The organism is Paenibacillus sp. G34, from assembly GCF_056856875.1.
The window spans coordinates 3,830,176-3,848,779 of sequence record NZ_CM166469.1 but is presented as its reverse complement, the minus strand read 5'-3'; the positions used below and the strand labels follow the sequence as shown (position 1 = coordinate 3,848,779).

The 18,604-nt window shown below is 46.3% G+C and carries 13 protein-coding genes; all 13 read left to right on the top strand.

The window, feature by feature from the left end; genetic code table 11:
- The first annotated feature begins 9 nt into the window (after nt 1-9).
- The 13 genes from AC1VYS_RS17330 to AC1VYS_RS17270 all read left to right on the top strand — a co-directional run bounded on the left by AC1VYS_RS17330 (nt 10) and on the right by AC1VYS_RS17270 (nt 18,538).
- Nucleotides 10-282, top strand: coding sequence for an NAD/NADP transhydrogenase alpha subunit (locus tag AC1VYS_RS17330; RefSeq protein ID WP_441922849.1), 273 nt, complete (start codon nt 10-12; stop codon nt 280-282).
- Between the two features lie 442 nt (nt 283-724).
- Complete coding sequence (locus AC1VYS_RS17325; protein WP_482910741.1) at nt 725-4,393, top strand: dynamin family protein; 3,669 nt, start codon at nt 725-727, stop codon at nt 4,391-4,393.
- A gap of 398 nt (nt 4,394-4,791) precedes the next feature.
- The gene (locus AC1VYS_RS17320; protein WP_482910739.1) at nt 4,792-6,564 is read left to right on the top strand and encodes an ABC transporter ATP-binding protein; all 1,773 of its coding nucleotides are present in this window, start codon (nt 4,792-4,794) and stop codon (nt 6,562-6,564) included.
- Nucleotides 6,561-8,411, top strand: coding sequence for an ABC transporter ATP-binding protein (locus AC1VYS_RS17315; RefSeq protein WP_482910738.1), 1,851 nt, complete (start codon nt 6,561-6,563; stop codon nt 8,409-8,411). Before AC1VYS_RS17320 ends, AC1VYS_RS17315 begins: the two co-directional genes overlap by 4 nt.
- A gap of 251 nt (nt 8,412-8,662) precedes the next feature.
- Nucleotides 8,663-10,321, top strand: coding sequence for an AraC family transcriptional regulator (locus AC1VYS_RS17310; protein ID WP_482910737.1), 1,659 nt, complete (start codon nt 8,663-8,665; stop codon nt 10,319-10,321).
- A gap of 129 nt (nt 10,322-10,450) precedes the next feature.
- On the top strand, nt 10,451-11,464 hold the full coding sequence (locus AC1VYS_RS17305) for an ABC transporter substrate-binding protein (protein WP_482910736.1): 1,014 nt from the start codon (nt 10,451-10,453) through the stop codon (nt 11,462-11,464).
- Nucleotides 11,465-11,534: 70 nt separating this feature from the next.
- Nucleotides 11,535-12,572 carry an NAD(P)/FAD-dependent oxidoreductase gene (locus tag AC1VYS_RS17300; protein WP_482910735.1) on the top strand — a complete coding sequence of 346 codons (1,038 nt, stop codon included), beginning with the start codon at nt 11,535-11,537 and terminating at the stop codon, nt 12,570-12,572.
- Between the two features lie 237 nt (nt 12,573-12,809).
- Complete coding sequence (gene purT, locus AC1VYS_RS17295) at nt 12,810-13,997, top strand: formate-dependent phosphoribosylglycinamide formyltransferase (protein WP_482910734.1); 1,188 nt, start codon at nt 12,810-12,812, stop codon at nt 13,995-13,997.
- A complete protein-coding gene (locus AC1VYS_RS17290) occupies nt 13,987-14,445 on the top strand; it encodes a GNAT family N-acetyltransferase (RefSeq protein ID WP_482910733.1) in 459 nt (152 codons plus the stop codon). The genes purT and AC1VYS_RS17290 overlap by 11 nt, the downstream gene beginning before the upstream one ends.
- 295 nt (nt 14,446-14,740) lie before the next feature.
- Nucleotides 14,741-15,469 carry a CAP domain-containing protein gene (locus AC1VYS_RS17285; RefSeq protein WP_482910732.1) on the top strand — a complete coding sequence of 243 codons (729 nt, stop codon included), beginning with the start codon at nt 14,741-14,743 and terminating at the stop codon, nt 15,467-15,469.
- A 239-nt stretch (nt 15,470-15,708) separates the two neighbouring features.
- The gene (locus tag AC1VYS_RS17280) at nt 15,709-16,584 is read left to right on the top strand and encodes a GDSL-type esterase/lipase family protein (RefSeq protein ID WP_482910731.1); all 876 of its coding nucleotides are present in this window, start codon (nt 15,709-15,711) and stop codon (nt 16,582-16,584) included.
- The gene (locus AC1VYS_RS17275) at nt 16,585-17,556 is read left to right on the top strand and encodes an ABC transporter ATP-binding protein (RefSeq protein ID WP_482910730.1); all 972 of its coding nucleotides are present in this window, start codon (nt 16,585-16,587) and stop codon (nt 17,554-17,556) included.
- Complete coding sequence (locus AC1VYS_RS17270) at nt 17,549-18,538, top strand: ABC transporter permease (RefSeq protein ID WP_482910729.1); 990 nt, start codon at nt 17,549-17,551, stop codon at nt 18,536-18,538. Before AC1VYS_RS17275 ends, AC1VYS_RS17270 begins: the two co-directional genes overlap by 8 nt.
- The last annotated feature ends 66 nt before the right edge of the window (nt 18,539-18,604 follow it).

Sequence of the window (18,604 nt, the reverse complement as noted above, 5' to 3'; positions counted from 1 at the left end):
TGAATAACGATGAAATGCATTTCCGTGTACACTGACAATTTTGAAGCCTTCTCCGATATTTTTGAGCAAATCGTTGAGCAGGAAATGGCTGAGAATGAAGAAAAAGAAGTTGAAGGCATTACGGTAAGCCACTCTGGCGACGTGCCTGAGCATTACCTGGAGCGTATGTCTACAAAACCTGAGGTTGTTGTGATGAGAGACAAAGGCCGTGACATTACCATTTTGCAGCATGGTCAAGTTTTCGAAATCTTGTTGCCTACAATGGAAAACGCTGTTTCTTAAATTTTGATTAATCTATGATCAAGGACCTGGCTGCGTTGACGTTGCGGAAAAGCGATGGTTGTGTAGGCTGCCAGGCATGTCATGCAGCCAGTTACTTGATGATAAACATTCCTGGTTAGTGCGGGAATTATTAAAAGCGTGACCTGAATAAAACCGACATGTTCGGTTTTATTTTTTTATAGATACATAATGGGTTGTTGTAACAAACAATGAGCACGGAAACGTGGAGATCAGAATGATGAGTTGATCCAAATGAAGTTTTGACATGATCACGAGTCAAATGATCTCGATTTGAACTTATATTGATCTGGAATCCATCTACATGCAGATTCGAGTGAAATCGTTCAAATTCAAACATGATGATGTTAAACTATATGGAGATAAATCAGAGATTGACGTCGAAACGGATGTCAAATTAGAGGAGCCAGGAGGAAGGCCAGTCATGTCCAGAACAGATTACCCAGCAGAAATGGCCACACCTTTGTTACCGCTACGTGAAGAAATGAAGCAGTCAGGGGACCATACCGCTGTAGAGGCACTAACGGATTTAATCAACAAGGCTGAAACGAAACATCTGACGATTGCGTTCTGTGGACATTTCTCGGCAGGCAAGTCGAGTTTGATCAACAGCTTGTGTGGGAAGCGAGTACTGCCATCCAGTCCAGTACCAACAAGTGCGAATGTGGTCGCGATACGCAACGGCAAGCCGAGAGCGCTTATTTATACGGCACCAAACGTAAGCGCTGACAACAAAGCAGGCACATTGGAGGTTTCGCCAGAGGAGCTGGAGGCGTATTGTAAAAATGGCGGGGCATACAGTTCCATTGATGTATGGGATAATATCCCGTTGCTGCAAGACGAAGCCGTATTGTTAGATACGCCAGGTGTGGACTCTACGGATCGCGGGCATAGTCTGGCTACACACTCTGCTCTGCATTTGGCAGATGTCGTGTTCTATGTGATGGACTACAATCACGTTCAGTCGGAGACTAATCTTTCTTTTGCCAAAAGTTTGTCTGACTGGGGCAAGCCATTATTTTTGATTGTGAATCAGATCGATAAACATCGGGAGCGGGAGCTTTCGTTTGATCAATATGTGCAAGGGGTAGAAGCGATCTTTGCTGCATGGGAAGTACGTTATGATGGCTTGTTATTCACGTCTTTGCGTGATCAACAGCATCGATATAATCAGTGGAGTCAGTTGCCAGAGCTGATTACACAGCTCATGCATAAAAAGGAAGAACTGATCTCACATAGCTTGATAAGTTCGGCCAGTCATATCACCGAGCAGCACTTGATGCGGGAGGCTGCAAAGAGAGAAGACGAGGAAACGGCACTACTTGAAGAAATTGGCGGGCAAGAAGGCATTGAACGATTGGAGCGTGAACTTGCCCTTCTGGATGAGCAGGCAGCAGAACTTCAGAACAGACCGTCGCAAGTTCGTGAGAAATTCAGAGCAGAAGTGGATTCACTGCTGGCTAACGCAAATCTTACCCCGGCGGATATACGTACTTCAGCTGCTAATTATTTGGAAAGTCGCAAGCCTGGATTTCGGGTAGGTCTGCTCTTTTCAGGGGGTAAAACGGAACAGGAGAAACAGCGTCGTGCTTCGGAACTGGTGAGACTGCTTCAGGACCAAACCTCCAGTCAAGTGGAGGTTCATATCCGAACGATGCTCAGACAATTGGGTGAAACCTATCAAGTGTGGGATGCCACTTGGGAGCAGGCGCTTAATATAGAGCTGCCTGCAATCAATGAAGAATTGCTTGAAATGAAACGAAGTGTGAGTGCAGAGTTGTCACCTGAGTATGTGCTGCAATTCAGCAAAGATGTCCGGGGCGAGATTGAGGCCCGGTACCGCAAGTCGGCGATGATGCTGGCCGACCGCATCCTGGAGGCGCTGGCTGCGCAGGGCGAAGCCGCGCTCCAGGCGCTGGACGCCAGCCGCGCGGCGCTGCTGGCGCAATCCGCGGCGGCGGCGCGCTACACGGCGCTCCAGCGCGCCGCCGCCGCAGAGGCAGCAGGGCTGCGCAGCCTGCTGCCTCCTGCGGGCCCACTCCCCTCCGGGCTATTGCCGGAGGTGAAGGGCCCGCACGTGCCCGCGCCTGAACCTGGCGAAGCTCCCGGTTCGCAGGCGGGCACGTCCGCGTCTGTGGCGGCGCAGCCACAGACGGAGGCCCCTGCGCCGCCGCGCGCAGCAGCGGCGCAGGGCGCACCGGCGGCTGGCGCGGAACGCCGCCGGCGCCTGGACGCAGCAGCGGCACGGCTGGAAGCCGCTGCTGCGCTGGTAGAGCCGTACCCCGCCATGGGGTCGGCGGTACGGGATTTGCGTGCACGCGCGGCTTCGCTTGCGGGCGGCACGTTCACCCTCGCGCTGTTCGGTGCGTTCAGCGCGGGCAAATCCTCCTTCGCCAACGCACTGCTTGGCGAAGCGATCCTCCCGGTATCGCCGCATCCAACGACAGCGGCGATCAACCGCATTATGGCTCCGGCCGGCGGCGCGGAGCATGGTACTGCCCGGGTTCGCATGAAGACCCCGGATGCCTTCCAGGAAGATCTGGCGTATTCCTTCCGCCTGCTTGGGCTTGGAGAGCCGGACAACGAATGGCAGAAGCGGGTAAAATCGCTCACGCCCAAAGATGTGCATCCGGCAGGACGTCCGCATTACAGCTTTTTGCAGGCAGCTGCGGCTGGTTGGGAAGAGACGGCAAATCAGCTCGGGCAGGATGTGCTGGTGGATTTAAACGGCTACCGTAATTTTGTAGCCAATGAGAAAAAATCTTGTTTTGTCGATTCCATTGACCTGTATTACAGCTGTGAAGTGACCGAACAGGGCATTGTGCTCGTGGATACACCGGGAGCAGATTCGGTTAATGCACGGCATACAGGAGTAACGTTCAATTATATGAAGAATGCCGATGCGCTTATTTTTGTAACTTACTATAATCACGCCTTCTCTCAGGGAGATCGACAATTCCTGAATCAATTGGGGCGGGTTAAAGACAGTTCCGCGATGGATCAAATGTTCTTTGTGGTGAACGCAAGTGACTTATCATCTTCGGACGAAGAATTAGAGCAGGTGCTTGATCATGTAGGCACAGAGCTGCGGAAAAACGGTATCCGTTCACCACGTCTTTTCCCGGTATCCAGCATGCTTGCGATGGAAGGTAAAATGGATGGAAACGAAGATCGATTGCAACAATCTGGTTTTGTCCGTTTCGAAGAAGAGTTTAATCAATTCGCAGGCAAAGAACTGGCTGATCTGGCAGTTGGCGGAGCTTCCGAAGAATTGTTACGTGTCATTCAGCGATTAAAGCAGCGTGCGGATGATGCGGCACAAGGAGAAGAAGCGCTGCGCCAGCGGCGTGATGAACTGGAAACGATCTCTGGACAGTCCCGTCAGCGGATCGAGCGAATGGCAGAGCGGTCAATGAAGGAAGAGCTGTCACAGGAAACGAACGAATTGCTTTTCCATGTCAGACAGCGTCTTGCATTCAGGCTCGGTCAGTTCATGGCAGAAGCATTTCATCCATCGGTGTTGCGAGAGGATCAGGGCAATCTGAAAACGGCATTCGCAGCCTGTGGTCGGGAGCTGCTGCGCATGATCGGTATTGAGCTGGAGCAGGAATTGCTTGCTACAACGCTTCGATTGGAGCAGACAGGGCATGCTTGGGTTGCCAAGCAAGTGAAGGAATGCATCGATGAGGTGAAACAACTGACAAGCGGCATTGACTTGTCCTTAACACTTGATGAAAAGTGGAGTACACCTTTGCTGGAGGAGATCCGGCTTGAAGAACCGTCGGGCTGGAAAAACTATTGGAGTTACTTCCGTAATCCGAAGCAGTTTTTTGAAGGGGATGGACGGCAGCGCCTTCAAGAAGCACTTGATCCTGTCCTTAAGCAGATGATCATTGAAGTGCTTCCGGCATCGGAACAGAAGCTAGTGGAATTTTATGATACGCAGGTTTCTCAATCGGTGCAGCATCACTCCCGTCAGCTAACCGACAGGCTGGAAGAAGCTGTCACAGGCATACAAGATACCCTCACAAGTGGCATTCCAGCGGAGCAATGGGCAGCGCTGTCTACTCAGTTGACAGAAATGCAAGAGTAGAAGGTCGCGGTCGCGGAGTTTACATTACGATGTGTACCTCCAAGCAACGGATGGGACGCTGCATTACGAGCAGAAAGATCAGCCGTATATGCAAATATTTTGGAAACGTTTGTAAAATAATTCATAACTTCCGCAATCCAATGAAAATGTTGCAAAAAAACATCAGAAAAGGCTCCCGCCGCAAAGGCATATGGGGAGCCTTTTTTTGGTATGAACAACCTGAAATAAAGAGAATATTCAAACATTTGATTGAAAGTCGGGTATTGGTCTTCATGAATGCGATAATAAGCTGAAAGTAGCCTGAATATGGTCTATTATTCGCTTTGCCGCGAATGAGGGACGGTGATAAACTTCATAAATGTTCATATCATTGTAAGCAACATTAGAGGAGGAGAAACATGGATGTTCTTAGGCAACTGCAAACCTATTTTTGGGAGAAGCGAACGTATTTACTGGTATCGATCTTGTTCCTCGCCTTAGCGACCGCACTTGGGCTCGTTTATCCGAACCTGCTGCGAATCCTGATCGACGATGTCATTGTGCCACGAAATTTTGAAGACGTTCCCATGCTTGCCTTAACTGTGTTAGGTGTCGTTATTTTGAAAGCGGGCATGCAATTTTTACACGGTTTCTTTGGCGGACGTTTAGGTAATTATTTGGCATACCGATTACGTAATGCATGTTATGAAAAGCTTCAATTTTTGTCCTTCCGTTATTATGATACGGCCAAAACAGGTGATCTGATGTCCCGCCTCACGGGAGATTTGGAGGCCATCCGTAATTTTATCGGATTTGGTTTCGCTCAGATTCTCAATATGGTTCTTATGGTCGTGTTCGGCGCAATTATGATGATGACGATGAGCTGGAAATTAACGTTGCTAACACTCGTCTGCATTCCTCTGCTTGCCTTCGTTGCGCTTCGATTCGAATCCAGAATTCATCCTGCATTTCAGGAAATGCGGCTGGCACTAAGCTCGCTGACAACAGCAGTGCAAGAAAATATTACAGGTGTTCGAACGGTTAAATCGTTCGCGCGTGAGCCTTATGAAGTAGAGAAGTTCTCTACACGGAATGAACGATACAAAACGAATCAAATCCATGCTGCCACATTATGGAGTCGCTATTTTCCGATTATGGAGATATTAGCTTCGGTGAGTGTTGTACTTCTGCTTGTGATTGGTGGAAGAATGGTTATCGAGCAAACGCTCAGCCTGGGTGAACTTGTTGCCTTCTTCAGTTTGATCTGGTACATAATCGGTCCAATGTGGGGACTCGGGTTTCATATCAATAACTATACGCAGTCCAAAGCATCTGGCGAAAGAGTACTTGAGTTGCTGAACACCCCTGTAGACGTGCAAGAGACCGAAGACCCGTTTATTGTGGAAACGGATCAGGTGAAAGGTCATGTGACCTTCGAATCGGTAACGTTTGCTTATGGAAACAAAATGCCTGCTGTAACCGATATTAATTTTGATGCTGCACCTGGTTCTGTAATCGGTTTCCTGGGAGGAACAGGTTCAGGGAAATCAACGATTATACAACTTCTGATGCGAGCGTATAACATCAACTCCGGATCGATCAAGCTTGATGGCAGAAACATCAAAGATATGGGGATACGCAGCTTGCGAAGTCAGATTGCGTCTGTGTTCCAGGAAACGTTCCTATTCTCTTCCAGCATACGCAACAACATCTCCTATGGGCTAAAAAATGTGACGACGGACGAGATTATCCGAGCTGCCAAACTAGCCAAGGCACATGACTTTATCATGGAGTTTCCCGAAGGATACGATACGGTCGTAGGTGAACGCGGTATGGGACTTTCCGGAGGACAGAAACAGCGTATTGCTATTGCGCGGGCGCTGCTCAAAAATCCGAAAATTCTTGTGCTCGATGATGCTACGAGTGCTGTTGACATGGAAACCGAACATGAAATTCAGTCTGGCTTCCAGGAGGTTATGCGCGGCAGAACGACATTTATCATTGCCCACCGGATCTCTTCTCTGCGGCATGCAGATGAAATATTAGTACTGGACGAAGGTCGTGTGGTACAACGTGGCAAACATACGGAGCTTATTCAAGTACCTGGACCGTACCAGGATGTGTATAACATTCAATATGCAGACTACATTGCCCGCGGCAAGCGGGAGGTTGGGGAGCAGGTGAACTCATGAGTGCCGAAACGATAACAGACAGGCGCGAGGTCAAAGGGACCTCGGATAAAAAACTGAATGAACGATTTGTCTATCAGGACGATGAGGTCATTGAAAAACCGTTTAACTGGAAAGAATTCGGTCGATTGTTTGCTTATATGAAACCGTATGCGAGGCAGCTCTTGCCGCTCGTTATTCTGATGATGATTCTCGGAACGATTACAAAATTGTCCGTACCCTTCTTAATCAGTCTTGCCATCGATAGAGCCATCGCGCCGCAGACTGGAGCACCTAGCATGACACTGCTGTATCTGATTGCAGGTTCGATCTTGCTTTTGTACCTGATTCAGTGGGCGGCCAACACGTATCGAATTAAACTGACGAACATTATCGGGCAGCGAGTCATTTACGATCTGCGCTCGGATTTGTTCAAACATATTCAGAAGCTGTCTTTTAACTTTTTTGACAAAAGACCGGCAGGTTCGGTGCTGGTACGTGTGACGAATGATATCAACTCCTTGCAGGATTTGTTTACGAACGGTGCAGTCAATGTCATGATCGACTGTGTGCAACTGCTCGGTATCATTGTCATTCTCCTGTTAATCAACTGGAAACTGGGGCTGGCCGTTATTATTACGGTGCCGATTATGTTCATTATTTCCACCAAACTGCGGGTGCTGATTCGCCGCGCTTGGCAAGATGTGCGCATGAAGAACTCTCGGATCAACTCTCACTTGAATGAATCCATCCAGGGAATCCGGGTAACGCAGGCGTATACACAGGAAAAAGAAAACATGAAATACTTCGACAATATGAACCTGTCCAGCAAAAAGTCCTGGGACAAAGCATCTGCGATGAACCAAGGATTTGGTCCGTTGATTGAAATCACAGGTGGATTTGGTACGTTGATTCTGTTCTGGTATGGTGCAACTCTCATTCAGAATGAAGTGTTAACGGTAGGTCTGCTGGTTGCCTTCGCCAACTATGTGGGGAACTTCTGGGACCCGATTAACCGTCTGGGGCAGATGTATAATCAGTTACTGGTTGCGATGGCATCATCTGAACGTATTTTTGAGTTTATGGATGAGAAGCCGCACATCGCCGATAAAGAAGGAGCCAAACCGCTTCCTTCTATTAAAGGGGATATCGTATTTGATAACGTCGTGTTTGAGTACGAAAAAGGAAGACAGGCGCTGAAAGGCATCAGCTTCTCGGCGGCAGCGGGGCAATCCATTGCCCTTGTCGGTCATACAGGCTCCGGTAAAAGTACAATTATCAATCTGATCAGCCGTTTTTATGACATTACGGGTGGACGTTTAACCATCGACGGACATGACGTGCGTGATGTAACTGTGGAAAGCCTGCGCAGTCAGATCAGTATCGTGTTGCAAGATACGTTTATTTTCTCCGGCACAATTCGGGATAATATCCGTTTTGGTCGATTGGATGCCACCAATGAAGAAGTGGAAGAAGCCGCCAAAGCCGTAAATGCTCATGAGTTTATTATGAAACTGCCGGGCGGATACGACACGGAAGTGGAAGAGCGCGGTAACGTGCTGTCTATGGGACAGCGACAGTTGTTATCTTTTGCCCGGGCACTGCTTGCTGATCCGCGTATCTTGATTCTGGATGAAGCTACAGCCAGCATCGATACAGAAACCGAGCTGAAGATTCAGGAAGCACTGAAGGTGTTGCTCAAAGGACGTACGTCCTTTATGGTAGCGCATCGTCTCTCCACCATTCGCAATGCTGATCACATTATTGTGCTCGATCACGGAGAGATCAAGGAAGAGGGCAATCATGAACAACTTATCCAGAAACAAGGGGTATACAATGGTCTGATTGAAGCGCAGTATCGGTTTTTATAAAAAATTATAATGAATAATGCATGTTTACAGACACTTCAGCTCATGTTGCTTTTTGTGACTTTCATCAGGCTATCCTGATCGAAAACACAGGAGCAAAGGTGCTGAAGTGTTTTTTTGAATGTTAAGCGCTGGACGTGTCCCCATGATCTGCTCTCAATGTGTTTCTTACATCGGGATCTGAAACCATTCCCGAAAATTATGTTATATTTTAAATATAAATAGAGCACTGAAGAGATGTCTGGAGGAAAAGCATGCAGATCAAAGCCACAGAACAGGCTAGACTATACCCATCTTTTGATATGCTGGATCAGCTACATTTCAAGCTAATTGAATTAGAGTCGGCTGAATCAGAATATCCAGAATCGATCTGGCGGCTGGGAAAACATTTTCTCGATACTTATATGATGCTGTTCATTGCAGAAGGTGAGGGATGGATCACCGTGGACGGTCAATTTATTGAACTCAGAAGCGGAGCGATCTATATCGGTTTGCCTGGACAACTGGTCGAAGCAGAGGTTCATGCGAGAGGTGAACGAGGATTGTACCAGATCAAATTCAGCGTTTTATACGATGGAGAGACGAGTGAAGCGTCCACTCAGGCGATGATGAAGCAGATGTGCATGCGCATGAACGACGGTGCAATCAGGTGCAGCTCACCAGTGGCGGTAAATTTGTTATGTCAGGAGATCGGTCAGCTGATTCGCGAGGGGAACGGGTTACGGCGTTATTATGGTCAGGTACGTTTTCAGGAGCTGCTTTACACGATATTCAATGATATGCTTCATGTACTGCAATCACCCACCCCCATTTTGCCTATTGAACAGGTCAAATCTTATATAGAACAACATTATATGGAGAAAATCACGATACAGAACATGGCTGAGGTTGCCCGGATGAGTTCTCGTCATTTCATGCGTTTATTTAAAAAAATGTATGGGTGCAGCGCCATGGACTATTTGACCATATATCGGATCAAGCAGGCTCAGATAATGATGAGGAATGATTACAGTCCTCGCCTAAAGGAAATAGCGGCTTGTGTCGGGTTTCAGGACGAAATGTATTTTCGCCGGAAATTCAAACAAATCTCAGGTCTTCCGCCAGCAGCTTTTATACGCAATAGCAAACAGCGTATTGCTACGATTCATTCACTTGGCATTGGAACGTTGCTGGCTCTTCAGATTGTACCCTGCGCTGCCTCCGAGAATCACCCATGGACAGCCTATTACAGGCGAAAGTACGAAACGGATAAAGTAGTGCCTCTCCTCGAGGATGAGGACAGCTGCCTGGAACAATTGAAGGCAATTCGTCCCGATTATATTGTAGCAGTTCGTGAAGAATTGTCAGAGAGCATGAGCCGGCGATTAAATTCACTGGCACCTGTTTGTTTGCTTTCGAAGTCGGATGGAGATTGGCGGGATCATCTCCGAACTGCAGCTCGGTTCATGAATCGGCTTGCGGCTGCTGAAGTCTGGCTGGAAAGATACGAACAAAAAGCTGCGGTGGTGCGATCCCAGTTATCGGAGCAAATTCGCCAAGACCGGCTTATTGTGCTGAGTGTGCAGGGGAACGTCATACAGGCTATGAATCCGAAGACGATTGCTTCGGTGTTTTATTTGGATCTGCAGCTCTTGGCGCCAGAGGGAATAGAGCGTATTTGGCACAAGGACCATTTGAATCTTCATGATTTGGCGGGGTTGTCGATCGATAGAGCACTGGTTATTGTAAGCGAAGATGAAGAATCGAGACAAACGTGGGCAGAAATGCAGCAGTCCGAGATGTGGATGGTTACAAAAGCAGCGCAAAACGAGTGTATTGACATGCTAATTCCAGGTGTTTTACTGGACTATACGGCCTTTACACATGAACTGATGCTGGATGAAGTGTTAAAGCTGTGGCAACATCGTCCATAATATAAAGTCGGAATCGTCAATATCCTGCAGGGCAGTTATTTAATATACTACTCCTATATCTAATTGATAATGATAATTATTATTGATTATTCTTTATCATATTTATCACATATAGGAGGTACATAAGAAATGAAGTCAAAATTGTGGGTAATAACAGGGGTTATTCTGATGTTATTGTTACTGAGCGCATGTGGACAGGCTGCTGGGCCAGAAACATCTGGTTCCGGGGAGGGCACAAAAACATCATCTGGTGCGGCAGCAAAACCAAAGGATACTGGGCAACAACAGGAAGGCGAAGACAGAATCGTTCAGACGGAGATGGGCGAAATAACGATCCCTAAATCTCCACAGCGTGTAGTTGGATTATCCGTCGTATACCCAGAACTGTTATATGCACTTGGCATCGTTCCCGTAGCCGTACAAAATTATCATGATGATTTTCCCAAATATCTGCAGGAGCCGTTTAAAAATACAATGAAGATGGGCATTGGGAAAACGCCTAATTTTGAAGCGATCCTTGAGGCTAATCCCGACTTGATTATTGCGCCTTCATGGTGGTCGAAGAAAGATTATGATCAGCTTTCGCAAATTGCACCAACCGTGCTTCTGCCAGAGCGTGAAGAATGGCCTGAAGAACTACATGATATCGCCGCGGTTTTTGGCAAGGAAACAGAGGCCAAGCATGTTTTGGAAGATCTCAAGCAACATGAAAAAGAAGGAGCAGACAAGCTGCACGGCCTCATCGGTGATGAAACGGTGTTATATGTTCGAGTGATGGAGAAAGAGATTGTTTTGAATGGTCCCAATCTTTCTCGGGGTGCTTTTGTCCACAAACGGTTGGGTTTAAAACCAGTGAGCAATTTTCCAAAAGATGAAACTGGATTGTCTATTTCAATGGAAGTATTGCCAGAGTATGACGCAGATCATCTGATTATCCAGCTTGATGATGAGGAAAATCCGGAAATTCAGAAGAAGTATAAAGACATGATGAGTACATCCATCTGGAAAAACCTGAAGGCCGTAAAAAACAACCATGTATATCTTGTAGGCGGCAAAGAGTGGTTCAATCTTGGAATGGCACCGATGTCAGATAATTATGCAATCGATGATCTTGTTGCTGCTTTTGAAGAGAAAAACAAATAAACATCTGGAAATGGCTTTGATGCCTCATGATTCATATGTGCGGTAAACATAAGATAGGATGTGTTAAGTCATGCATGATCAGGATATTTTTGATGTAACGATTATCGGCGGTGGTCCGGCAGGAATTTATGCGGCTTTTTATGCAGGTATGCGCGAAATGAAAGTGAAGCTGATTGAAGGAAAGGATCAGTTAGGCGGTTTTTTACAGACCTATTCCGATAAAACGATATGGGATGTGGGCGGACTTCCGCCTATGAAATGTGCCAAGCTGATTGACTGGTTAGTCCAGCAAGCGGAGACATTTGAACCGACGGTTGTGTTCAACCAAAGTGTGGATGCAATATCCAGGCTGGACGACGGAGTGATTGTACTGCAGACCGTTACGGGTGAAGTGCATTATACGAGAAGTGTTATTGTTGCCATCGGTCGAGGGATTGCCGAGGTGCAGAAGCTGGAACTGGACACTGCGCATGAGTATGAACGTAGTAATCTGCATTATACAGTGCAGAATCTGAATTATTTTGCAGGAAAGAAAGTATTGATTTCAGGCGGTGGCAACAGTGCTGTGGATTGGGCTCTTGAACTGGCAGAACTGGCTGAGACGGTAACCGTTGTTCACAGACAGGAAGCTTTTCGTGCGATGGAACATCATGTGAAGCAAATGAGAAGCAGGGTAAAGGTGCATACCCCCTTCCAGATTGAACGCTTGTATGGTAATGGGGAGCGTATACATCAAGTCGCTATATCCAATCCAGCTATAGATGAGAGCATACGTCTTGAAGTTGATGAAGTCATTATAAGTCATGGTTATACGAGTCAGGCAAGCAATCTTGCTCGCTGCGGTTTGGTGATGAATGAAGGGTTGGTTGCTATGAACCAACTGGGTGAAACGAACATGCCAGGCATTTTTACAGCAGGAGACTGCGCGGAAAGAGAAGGGAAAGTACGATTGATTGCGGGGGCTTTTAATGATGCGATTGTTGCGGTCAACAGTGCTAAAACATACGTAGAACCGACTGCGGCCGGAATGGCCTATGTTTCCTCACACAATGAACTGTTTCGGGAGAAAAATCGTGATTTGGAGAAAAGTGACTCATTAAAACGTTAAATTAAATAACAGGAAAAATGAGGTTGTAAGCTTCTTTGATTTTATTTCCTTAAAATTGGGAGGAATGGAAAGAGTATCGAATCCGGAAATGCAATTTGTAAAAATTGATCGAAAAAACACAAAAAATCTTGTAAAATTCACAAGAAAAATAGGGAGTACTCTTGCAATCTTTAACCAAAACCCCGAAAATAGAGAGACAGATATAGAAGATTTCTCTTTGGGAGGATTGGAAAGAACATGTGGGGTGCTCCTTTTTCGGCTCAAGCCAAAAAAATGCTGCTGCTAGGCAGCGGAGAATTGGGTAAAGAGGTCGTCATTGAGGCCGCACGTCTCGGTGTGGAAACGATCGCTGTTGATCGTTACCAGAATGCACCGGCCATGCAGGTCGCACATCGATCTTACTGCATCGACATGTTAGATGGCGAGGCATTGAAACAATTGATCCGACAGGAACAACCGCATTACATCGTACCTGAGATTGAAGCCATTGCAACTGAGGCGCTGCTAGAACTTGAGGAAGAAGGCTTTTGTGTCGTACCAACGGCCCGTGCTGCCCGTTTGACTATGGATCGCGAAGGCATACGTCGTCTGGCCGCAGAACAATTGAACCTTCCTACAGCAGCTTATCTCTTTGCGGATAGTTTGGAACAGCTGCAAGAGGCTGTTCGTGAGCTGGGTACACCTTGTGTGATCAAACCACTGATGAGTTCGTCTGGTAAAGGTCAGAGTGTATGCCGAGTACCAGAAGACGCAGCGGATTGCTGGGACATTGCACTTTCGGGAGCAAGAGGCAAATCCGTGCGTGTTATCGTGGAAAGCTTTGTGAAATTTGAAAGTGAAATTACGTTACTTACCGTCAGATCGGTATCAGGTACTGTGTTTTGTCCACCGATCGGCCACATTCAGAAAGATGGGGATTATGTCGAATCGTGGCAACCTCACGTGATGACTTCTCAGCAATGGGAGCAGGCATGTCACATCGCGAAGACGGTTACGGATGAGCTTGGCGGATATGGGCTTTTTGGTGTTGAACTGTTTTTGACTTCTGATGGTGTGGTGTTTAGTGAGATATCACCGCGTCCGCACGATACAGGTATGGTCACGATGGTTACACAGGATAGTTCAGAATTCGCACTTCATGTACGTGCCATTCTTGGTTTTCCCGTCACAGAAGTACATTTGCTAACACCGGGAGCTTCAGCGACGCTGAAGGCCGATGTTGAAACATCGGATTTCACGATAGGTGGAATTGAAGATGCGCTGGCTTTACCTCGTACTCAGGTTCGTGTGTTTGGCAAACCTGAGACGAAACAAGGACGCCGGATGGCGGTTGCTCTTAGCGCTGGAACAGATGTGGAAGAAGCTCGTAAAACAGCGGTTCAAGCCGCAAATATGCTGAAAGTGGAGGTAAATCATGTCCAATAATGTGGAGGCCCCTGTACTGATGATCCGAGAGTGTGAACTGCGAGATGCTGAAGCAGTAACAGGATTGATGCGAGAGGTCAGCTATCCAACAACAACCAATGTTATGAAAGAACGCATTGAGGGTATGGAGAGCAATCCTAACGCGTGCATGCTTGTTGCCGAAGTGGATGAACAGATTATTGGTGTGATTGGCTTGCAATGTGTTCAAAGTCATGCCTATCCCGAACCTGCTGCCCAAATTACATCTTTGATTGTTGCTCAGGAACATCGCGGCAGTGGTATTGGCCGTCGTCTAATGGCCCGTGCTGAAGATTGGGGCAAAAAGCAAGGTGGTAAGCAATTGTTTGTCACCGGTGCCAACCGTGAAGTGACTTCAACAACGTATTCCTTTTATGAGCATATTGGTTTCCAGAAAAAAGGCTATCGTTTCAGTAAAGTTCTTTTATAATAGATGAAACGGCATTCAGCAAGTGTGAACTTGACTGAGTGCCTTTTTTTTATATGTAATATCGCGCAAAGGTCTCAAAAGCAGGCGTGAAAAGGACATATAGACTTTTCAAAGGATTGTGCAATTACGATACAGGATGCATATATAAACGTTTTAAGGTAGCTTGAAACAATCAATGATGACAAAAAAGTCATTTTTCCAGTATTTACGGGTTCACAATCTCCTGATGAATTGATATACTGCTAGAGTAAACATTACAAAGTTGTAATAATTAATTCTAAGGAGATGAATGAATTTGAAGAAGAACTGGATGAAAAAAGTTGTGACAGGCAGTCTGACAGCTGCACTCGCCGTAGGGATTATGCTTCCTGCCTCCGCGTCTGCTGCAGATTCAACATATAAAGCAACGACGGTTACAACGTATAAAGTGGTCGATGCAAATAGCTTGAAAGCTTATATTGAGCAATGGCTGAAGCAAAACGGTTACAAAGCTTCTGAAGGTCAAGCAGTTGAGCAACCAACTACACAGCCTGTGTCTAAGCCTGAGCAACCAAGCACACCTGCTAAGCCCGTACAAGAAGAGAAACCGGCAACGACAACACCAGCTAAAGATCCTTCAAGCACAGGTAATAACGGTGGTACACAAAGCACACAATCCGATTTTGCTACACAAGTGGTAAAACTCGTGAATGCTGAACGTGCCAAAGCAGGTCTCGGTGCGCTGGCATCCGACGCACTTCTGGACAAAGTTGCTATGGCAAAAGTTAAAGATATGAGCAACAATAACTATTTTGATCACCAGTCCCCGACGTACGGTTCTCCGTTTGATATGATGAAACAATTTGGGGTAACTTACAGCTATGCTGGGGAAAATATCGCTAAAGGTCAAAAAACACCTCAGGAAGTGGTAACAGCTTGGATGAACAGTGCGGGTCACCGTGCAAACATCCTCAGTAAAAACTTCACGCATATCGGTGTAGGCTTCTATAACGGTTACTGGGCTCAAGAGTTTATCGGTAAATAAGAACTGGAAATGAATAATCTATAAATTACTTTATAATAAAAAAGTCATATGTGCACATGGCCGAAAAGCTGTGTGTACTATGGCTTTTTTCCATTTTTTGAGCTGTGTAAACGTCTGTTTGCTGAATACAGCCGCAAAGTTTGCAAATTAACGACAGAAGATTTATGTTATTTAGAATAAGCAATATCTTGATGTAAAAGCCATTATAAATTATAAGCACCTGACTGGAGATGTGATGGATGAAAAAGAACAAAAATCTTGATTCAGCCCCTTGGATCTGGAGAAGTGTTAGTACCCTATCGATTCTAGCAACATTGTTGCTTATATTCGGATTCGGCTACGCCATAAAAGATGTTATTTTTCCACAAGGAGATTCAACCTTAAATGATGGCCAAAAGGCAGCCACGCCAGCTCAAGAATCGCAAAATGGCAGTAATAAAGCGATTGTAGAAGATGGTAAGATTCGAATGGCTGTAATTGGCGATTCCCTTGCCAGAGGCACAGGGGATGATGAAGGACTGGGCTTTGTAAGACGCGCAGCTAATCTGCTCAAAGATGAGGGGCATGATGTACAAGTGCTCAACAACCTGGGAGTAAACGGACTCCGAACGGATGCGTTGTTAAAAAAGCTGGATGAACAAGGGGTTAAATACGTGTTGCAACAATCGAACTTTATTTTACTCTCCATCGGTGCCAATGATCTGTTCCAGGGTGGACAGGTTCTTCAGGGTGAAGACCCACCAACGGCTGAGAAACTGGCTGCTGCATTGCCTGAGACTTCGAAAAGGTTGCAGGAAATTTTGAAGAAAGTGAAAGAAATCAATCCGAATGCCCAGATTGCTTATATTGGATTGTACAATCCGTTTGGCAATGTGAAAGAGCTGGAGAAGCCAGGAAATGCGGTCGTTGCTGCTTGGAACGATGCAGCAATGTCGATTTTGAACAATGAAGATAACATGACGCTTGTGCCAACCTTTGACCTGTTTGAAAATCATCTGGACGAGTATCTCTCATCTGACCATTTCCATCCCAATGGACAAGGGTACCAGCAGATGGCTGTTCGCATTGCACAGGAATATCGGGGACCTAAATCGGCAGAGGGGAGCTCGAAATAAATGGCAGAAAAAGAAAAGCAGTATGATTCCGTCTTGTCCGTACAGAATTTGAAGAAAAAAATCGGACGGAAATGGATTATTAAAGATGTCACGTTTGACGTCAAACCTGGTGAGATTTTCGGTTTTTTGGGACCCAATGGAGCGGGGAAAACCACAACAATTCGTATGCTGGTTGATCTGATCAAACCTACAGAAGGAAAAATTGCGGTCTGTGGTTACGATGTGAACCGTGATCCCGAACGAGCGCTGAAATATGTCGGTTCCATTGTGGAAAATCCCGAGGTCTATACATATTTGACGGGTTGGGAGAACCTGGAGCATTTTGCCCGGATGCAGCCAGGTGTCGATCATGATCGTATTCAGGAAGTGGTCAACATCGTTCGATTGGATCAACGTATTCATGATAAAGTCAGAACGTATTCGCTCGGTATGCGACAGCGGCTCGGCATAGCCCAAGCATTACTCGGAAGACCACGTTTGCTGATTCTGGATGAACCGACGAATGGACTTGATCCCAAAGGGATCAAGGAGTTAAGGGAGTTTATTAAACAGCTTGCCAGTGAGGGAATGGCTGTATTTGTCAGCAGTCACTTGTTAAGTGAAATTCAGCTTCTATGTGACAGGGTTGCAATTATCAGTGCGGGTCGTGTACTCGCGGTCGGTGGGGTAAACGAACTGATTGAGGATCATTCCAAAGTGGCAATATGGCATCTTACACCATTTGATGCAGGCCGTCAGATATTACTTGACCAGGGGATTACGCTGGTTAGTCGCCCAGGAGATGTCATGGATGACACGATTGTTGCAGGGCTGGGTGCCAATGCGGTCGTTGCGGAGATGCATGAAGAACGGATTCCGGAGCTGGTACAGCAGATGGTTCAGGCAGGTATACAGGTTGAAGGCGTGCAACGGATTCAGCCTACACTTGAACAACTATTCCTAAAAATGACAGAAGGTGAATCCATTGAATAATATTATGCCGCTCATCCGTAACGAGACCATCAAGATGGTCAAGAAGAAACGTCTTTATATTATTTTCATCGTTCTGGCCATCCTTGTACCGATGTTCACGTATGCACAGATGAAATCAGCTCAAAATAATCAGGATAAGTTTGGTGGTGACTGGAGACTCGAATTACAGCAAGCCATCACGGATAATCAGAACTCGCTAGGCAGTGATCGGGTTCCGGAAGAGTACAAAAAGTACAGAACCGTATATATCCAGCAGATGCAATACTATCTGGAAAATAACATTAATCCCAAAGAGCCAGGCGGAGTAACGTTTACGAGAGAGTTTATGAACAATGCCGTTGGATTATTTATCCCTCTTTTGATTATGGCGATTGCTTCAGACTTGGTATCCGGCGAACGGACGACAGGTACGATAAAAATGCTACTGACTCGCCCCGTCAGACGTTGGAAAGTACTTCTTAGCAAACTGGTTACATTGATCATGTTTGTCTCGATCATCGTCGTTTCTGCTTATGTGATCTGTTACGGGATATCCGGAGCTGTTTTTGGTTACAAAGGTTTCGGCATGCCTGTGTTCACTGGATTTAAAGTTGTTGGCACGGAAGTTGATATGTCCGCTGTTCATGCGGTAAGTCAGTGGCAGTACATGTTGATGCAAGCGGGTTTGATCTGGTTTGTGAGTATCATCGTGGCGATGCTAGCCTTTATGGTATCGGTTCTTGTTCGCAGTACAGCGGCAAGTATCGTCATTATGATGGCAGCGCTGATCGCTGGAACGATTCTAACCAATATGGCAGCTTCATGGGAAACGGCGAAATATTTGTTCATGGTTAACCTGGAACTGCCTGATTATTTGTCTGGCGGATTACCGCCAATTGAAGGCATGAACCTTGGATTTTCCCTTGTTGTGCTTAGCGTTTGGGGCGTTGCATCACTCATTGTATCATTCCTTGTCTTTACGAAACGGGATATCTTGAATTAAAATGGACAAGGATAAGAAAACATCTGTTTGCATTTCAGGCATTTTTGTAGTTTCAAGTTAAGAAGG

Excerpts from the sequence above, each read along its gene's own strand:
- AC1VYS_RS17330 (WP_441922849.1), top strand. The coding sequence starts at position 10 with ATGAAATGCATTTCCGTGTACACTGACAATTTTGAAGCCTTCTCCGAT.
- AC1VYS_RS17325 (WP_482910741.1), top strand. The coding sequence starts at position 725 with ATGTCCAGAACAGATTACCCAGCAGAAATGGCCACACCTTTGTTACCG.
- AC1VYS_RS17320 (WP_482910739.1), top strand. The coding sequence starts at position 4,792 with ATGGATGTTCTTAGGCAACTGCAAACCTATTTTTGGGAGAAGCGAACG.
- AC1VYS_RS17315 (WP_482910738.1), top strand. The coding sequence starts at position 6,561 with ATGAGTGCCGAAACGATAACAGACAGGCGCGAGGTCAAAGGGACCTCG.
- AC1VYS_RS17310 (WP_482910737.1), top strand. The coding sequence starts at position 8,663 with ATGCAGATCAAAGCCACAGAACAGGCTAGACTATACCCATCTTTTGAT.
- AC1VYS_RS17305 (WP_482910736.1), top strand. The coding sequence starts at position 10,451 with ATGAAGTCAAAATTGTGGGTAATAACAGGGGTTATTCTGATGTTATTG.
- AC1VYS_RS17300 (WP_482910735.1), top strand. The coding sequence starts at position 11,535 with ATGCATGATCAGGATATTTTTGATGTAACGATTATCGGCGGTGGTCCG.
- purT (WP_482910734.1), top strand. The coding sequence starts at position 12,810 with ATGTGGGGTGCTCCTTTTTCGGCTCAAGCCAAAAAAATGCTGCTGCTA.
- AC1VYS_RS17290 (WP_482910733.1), top strand. The coding sequence starts at position 13,987 with ATGTCCAATAATGTGGAGGCCCCTGTACTGATGATCCGAGAGTGTGAA.
- AC1VYS_RS17280 (WP_482910731.1), top strand. The coding sequence starts at position 15,709 with ATGAAAAAGAACAAAAATCTTGATTCAGCCCCTTGGATCTGGAGAAGT.
- AC1VYS_RS17275 (WP_482910730.1), top strand. The coding sequence starts at position 16,585 with ATGGCAGAAAAAGAAAAGCAGTATGATTCCGTCTTGTCCGTACAGAAT.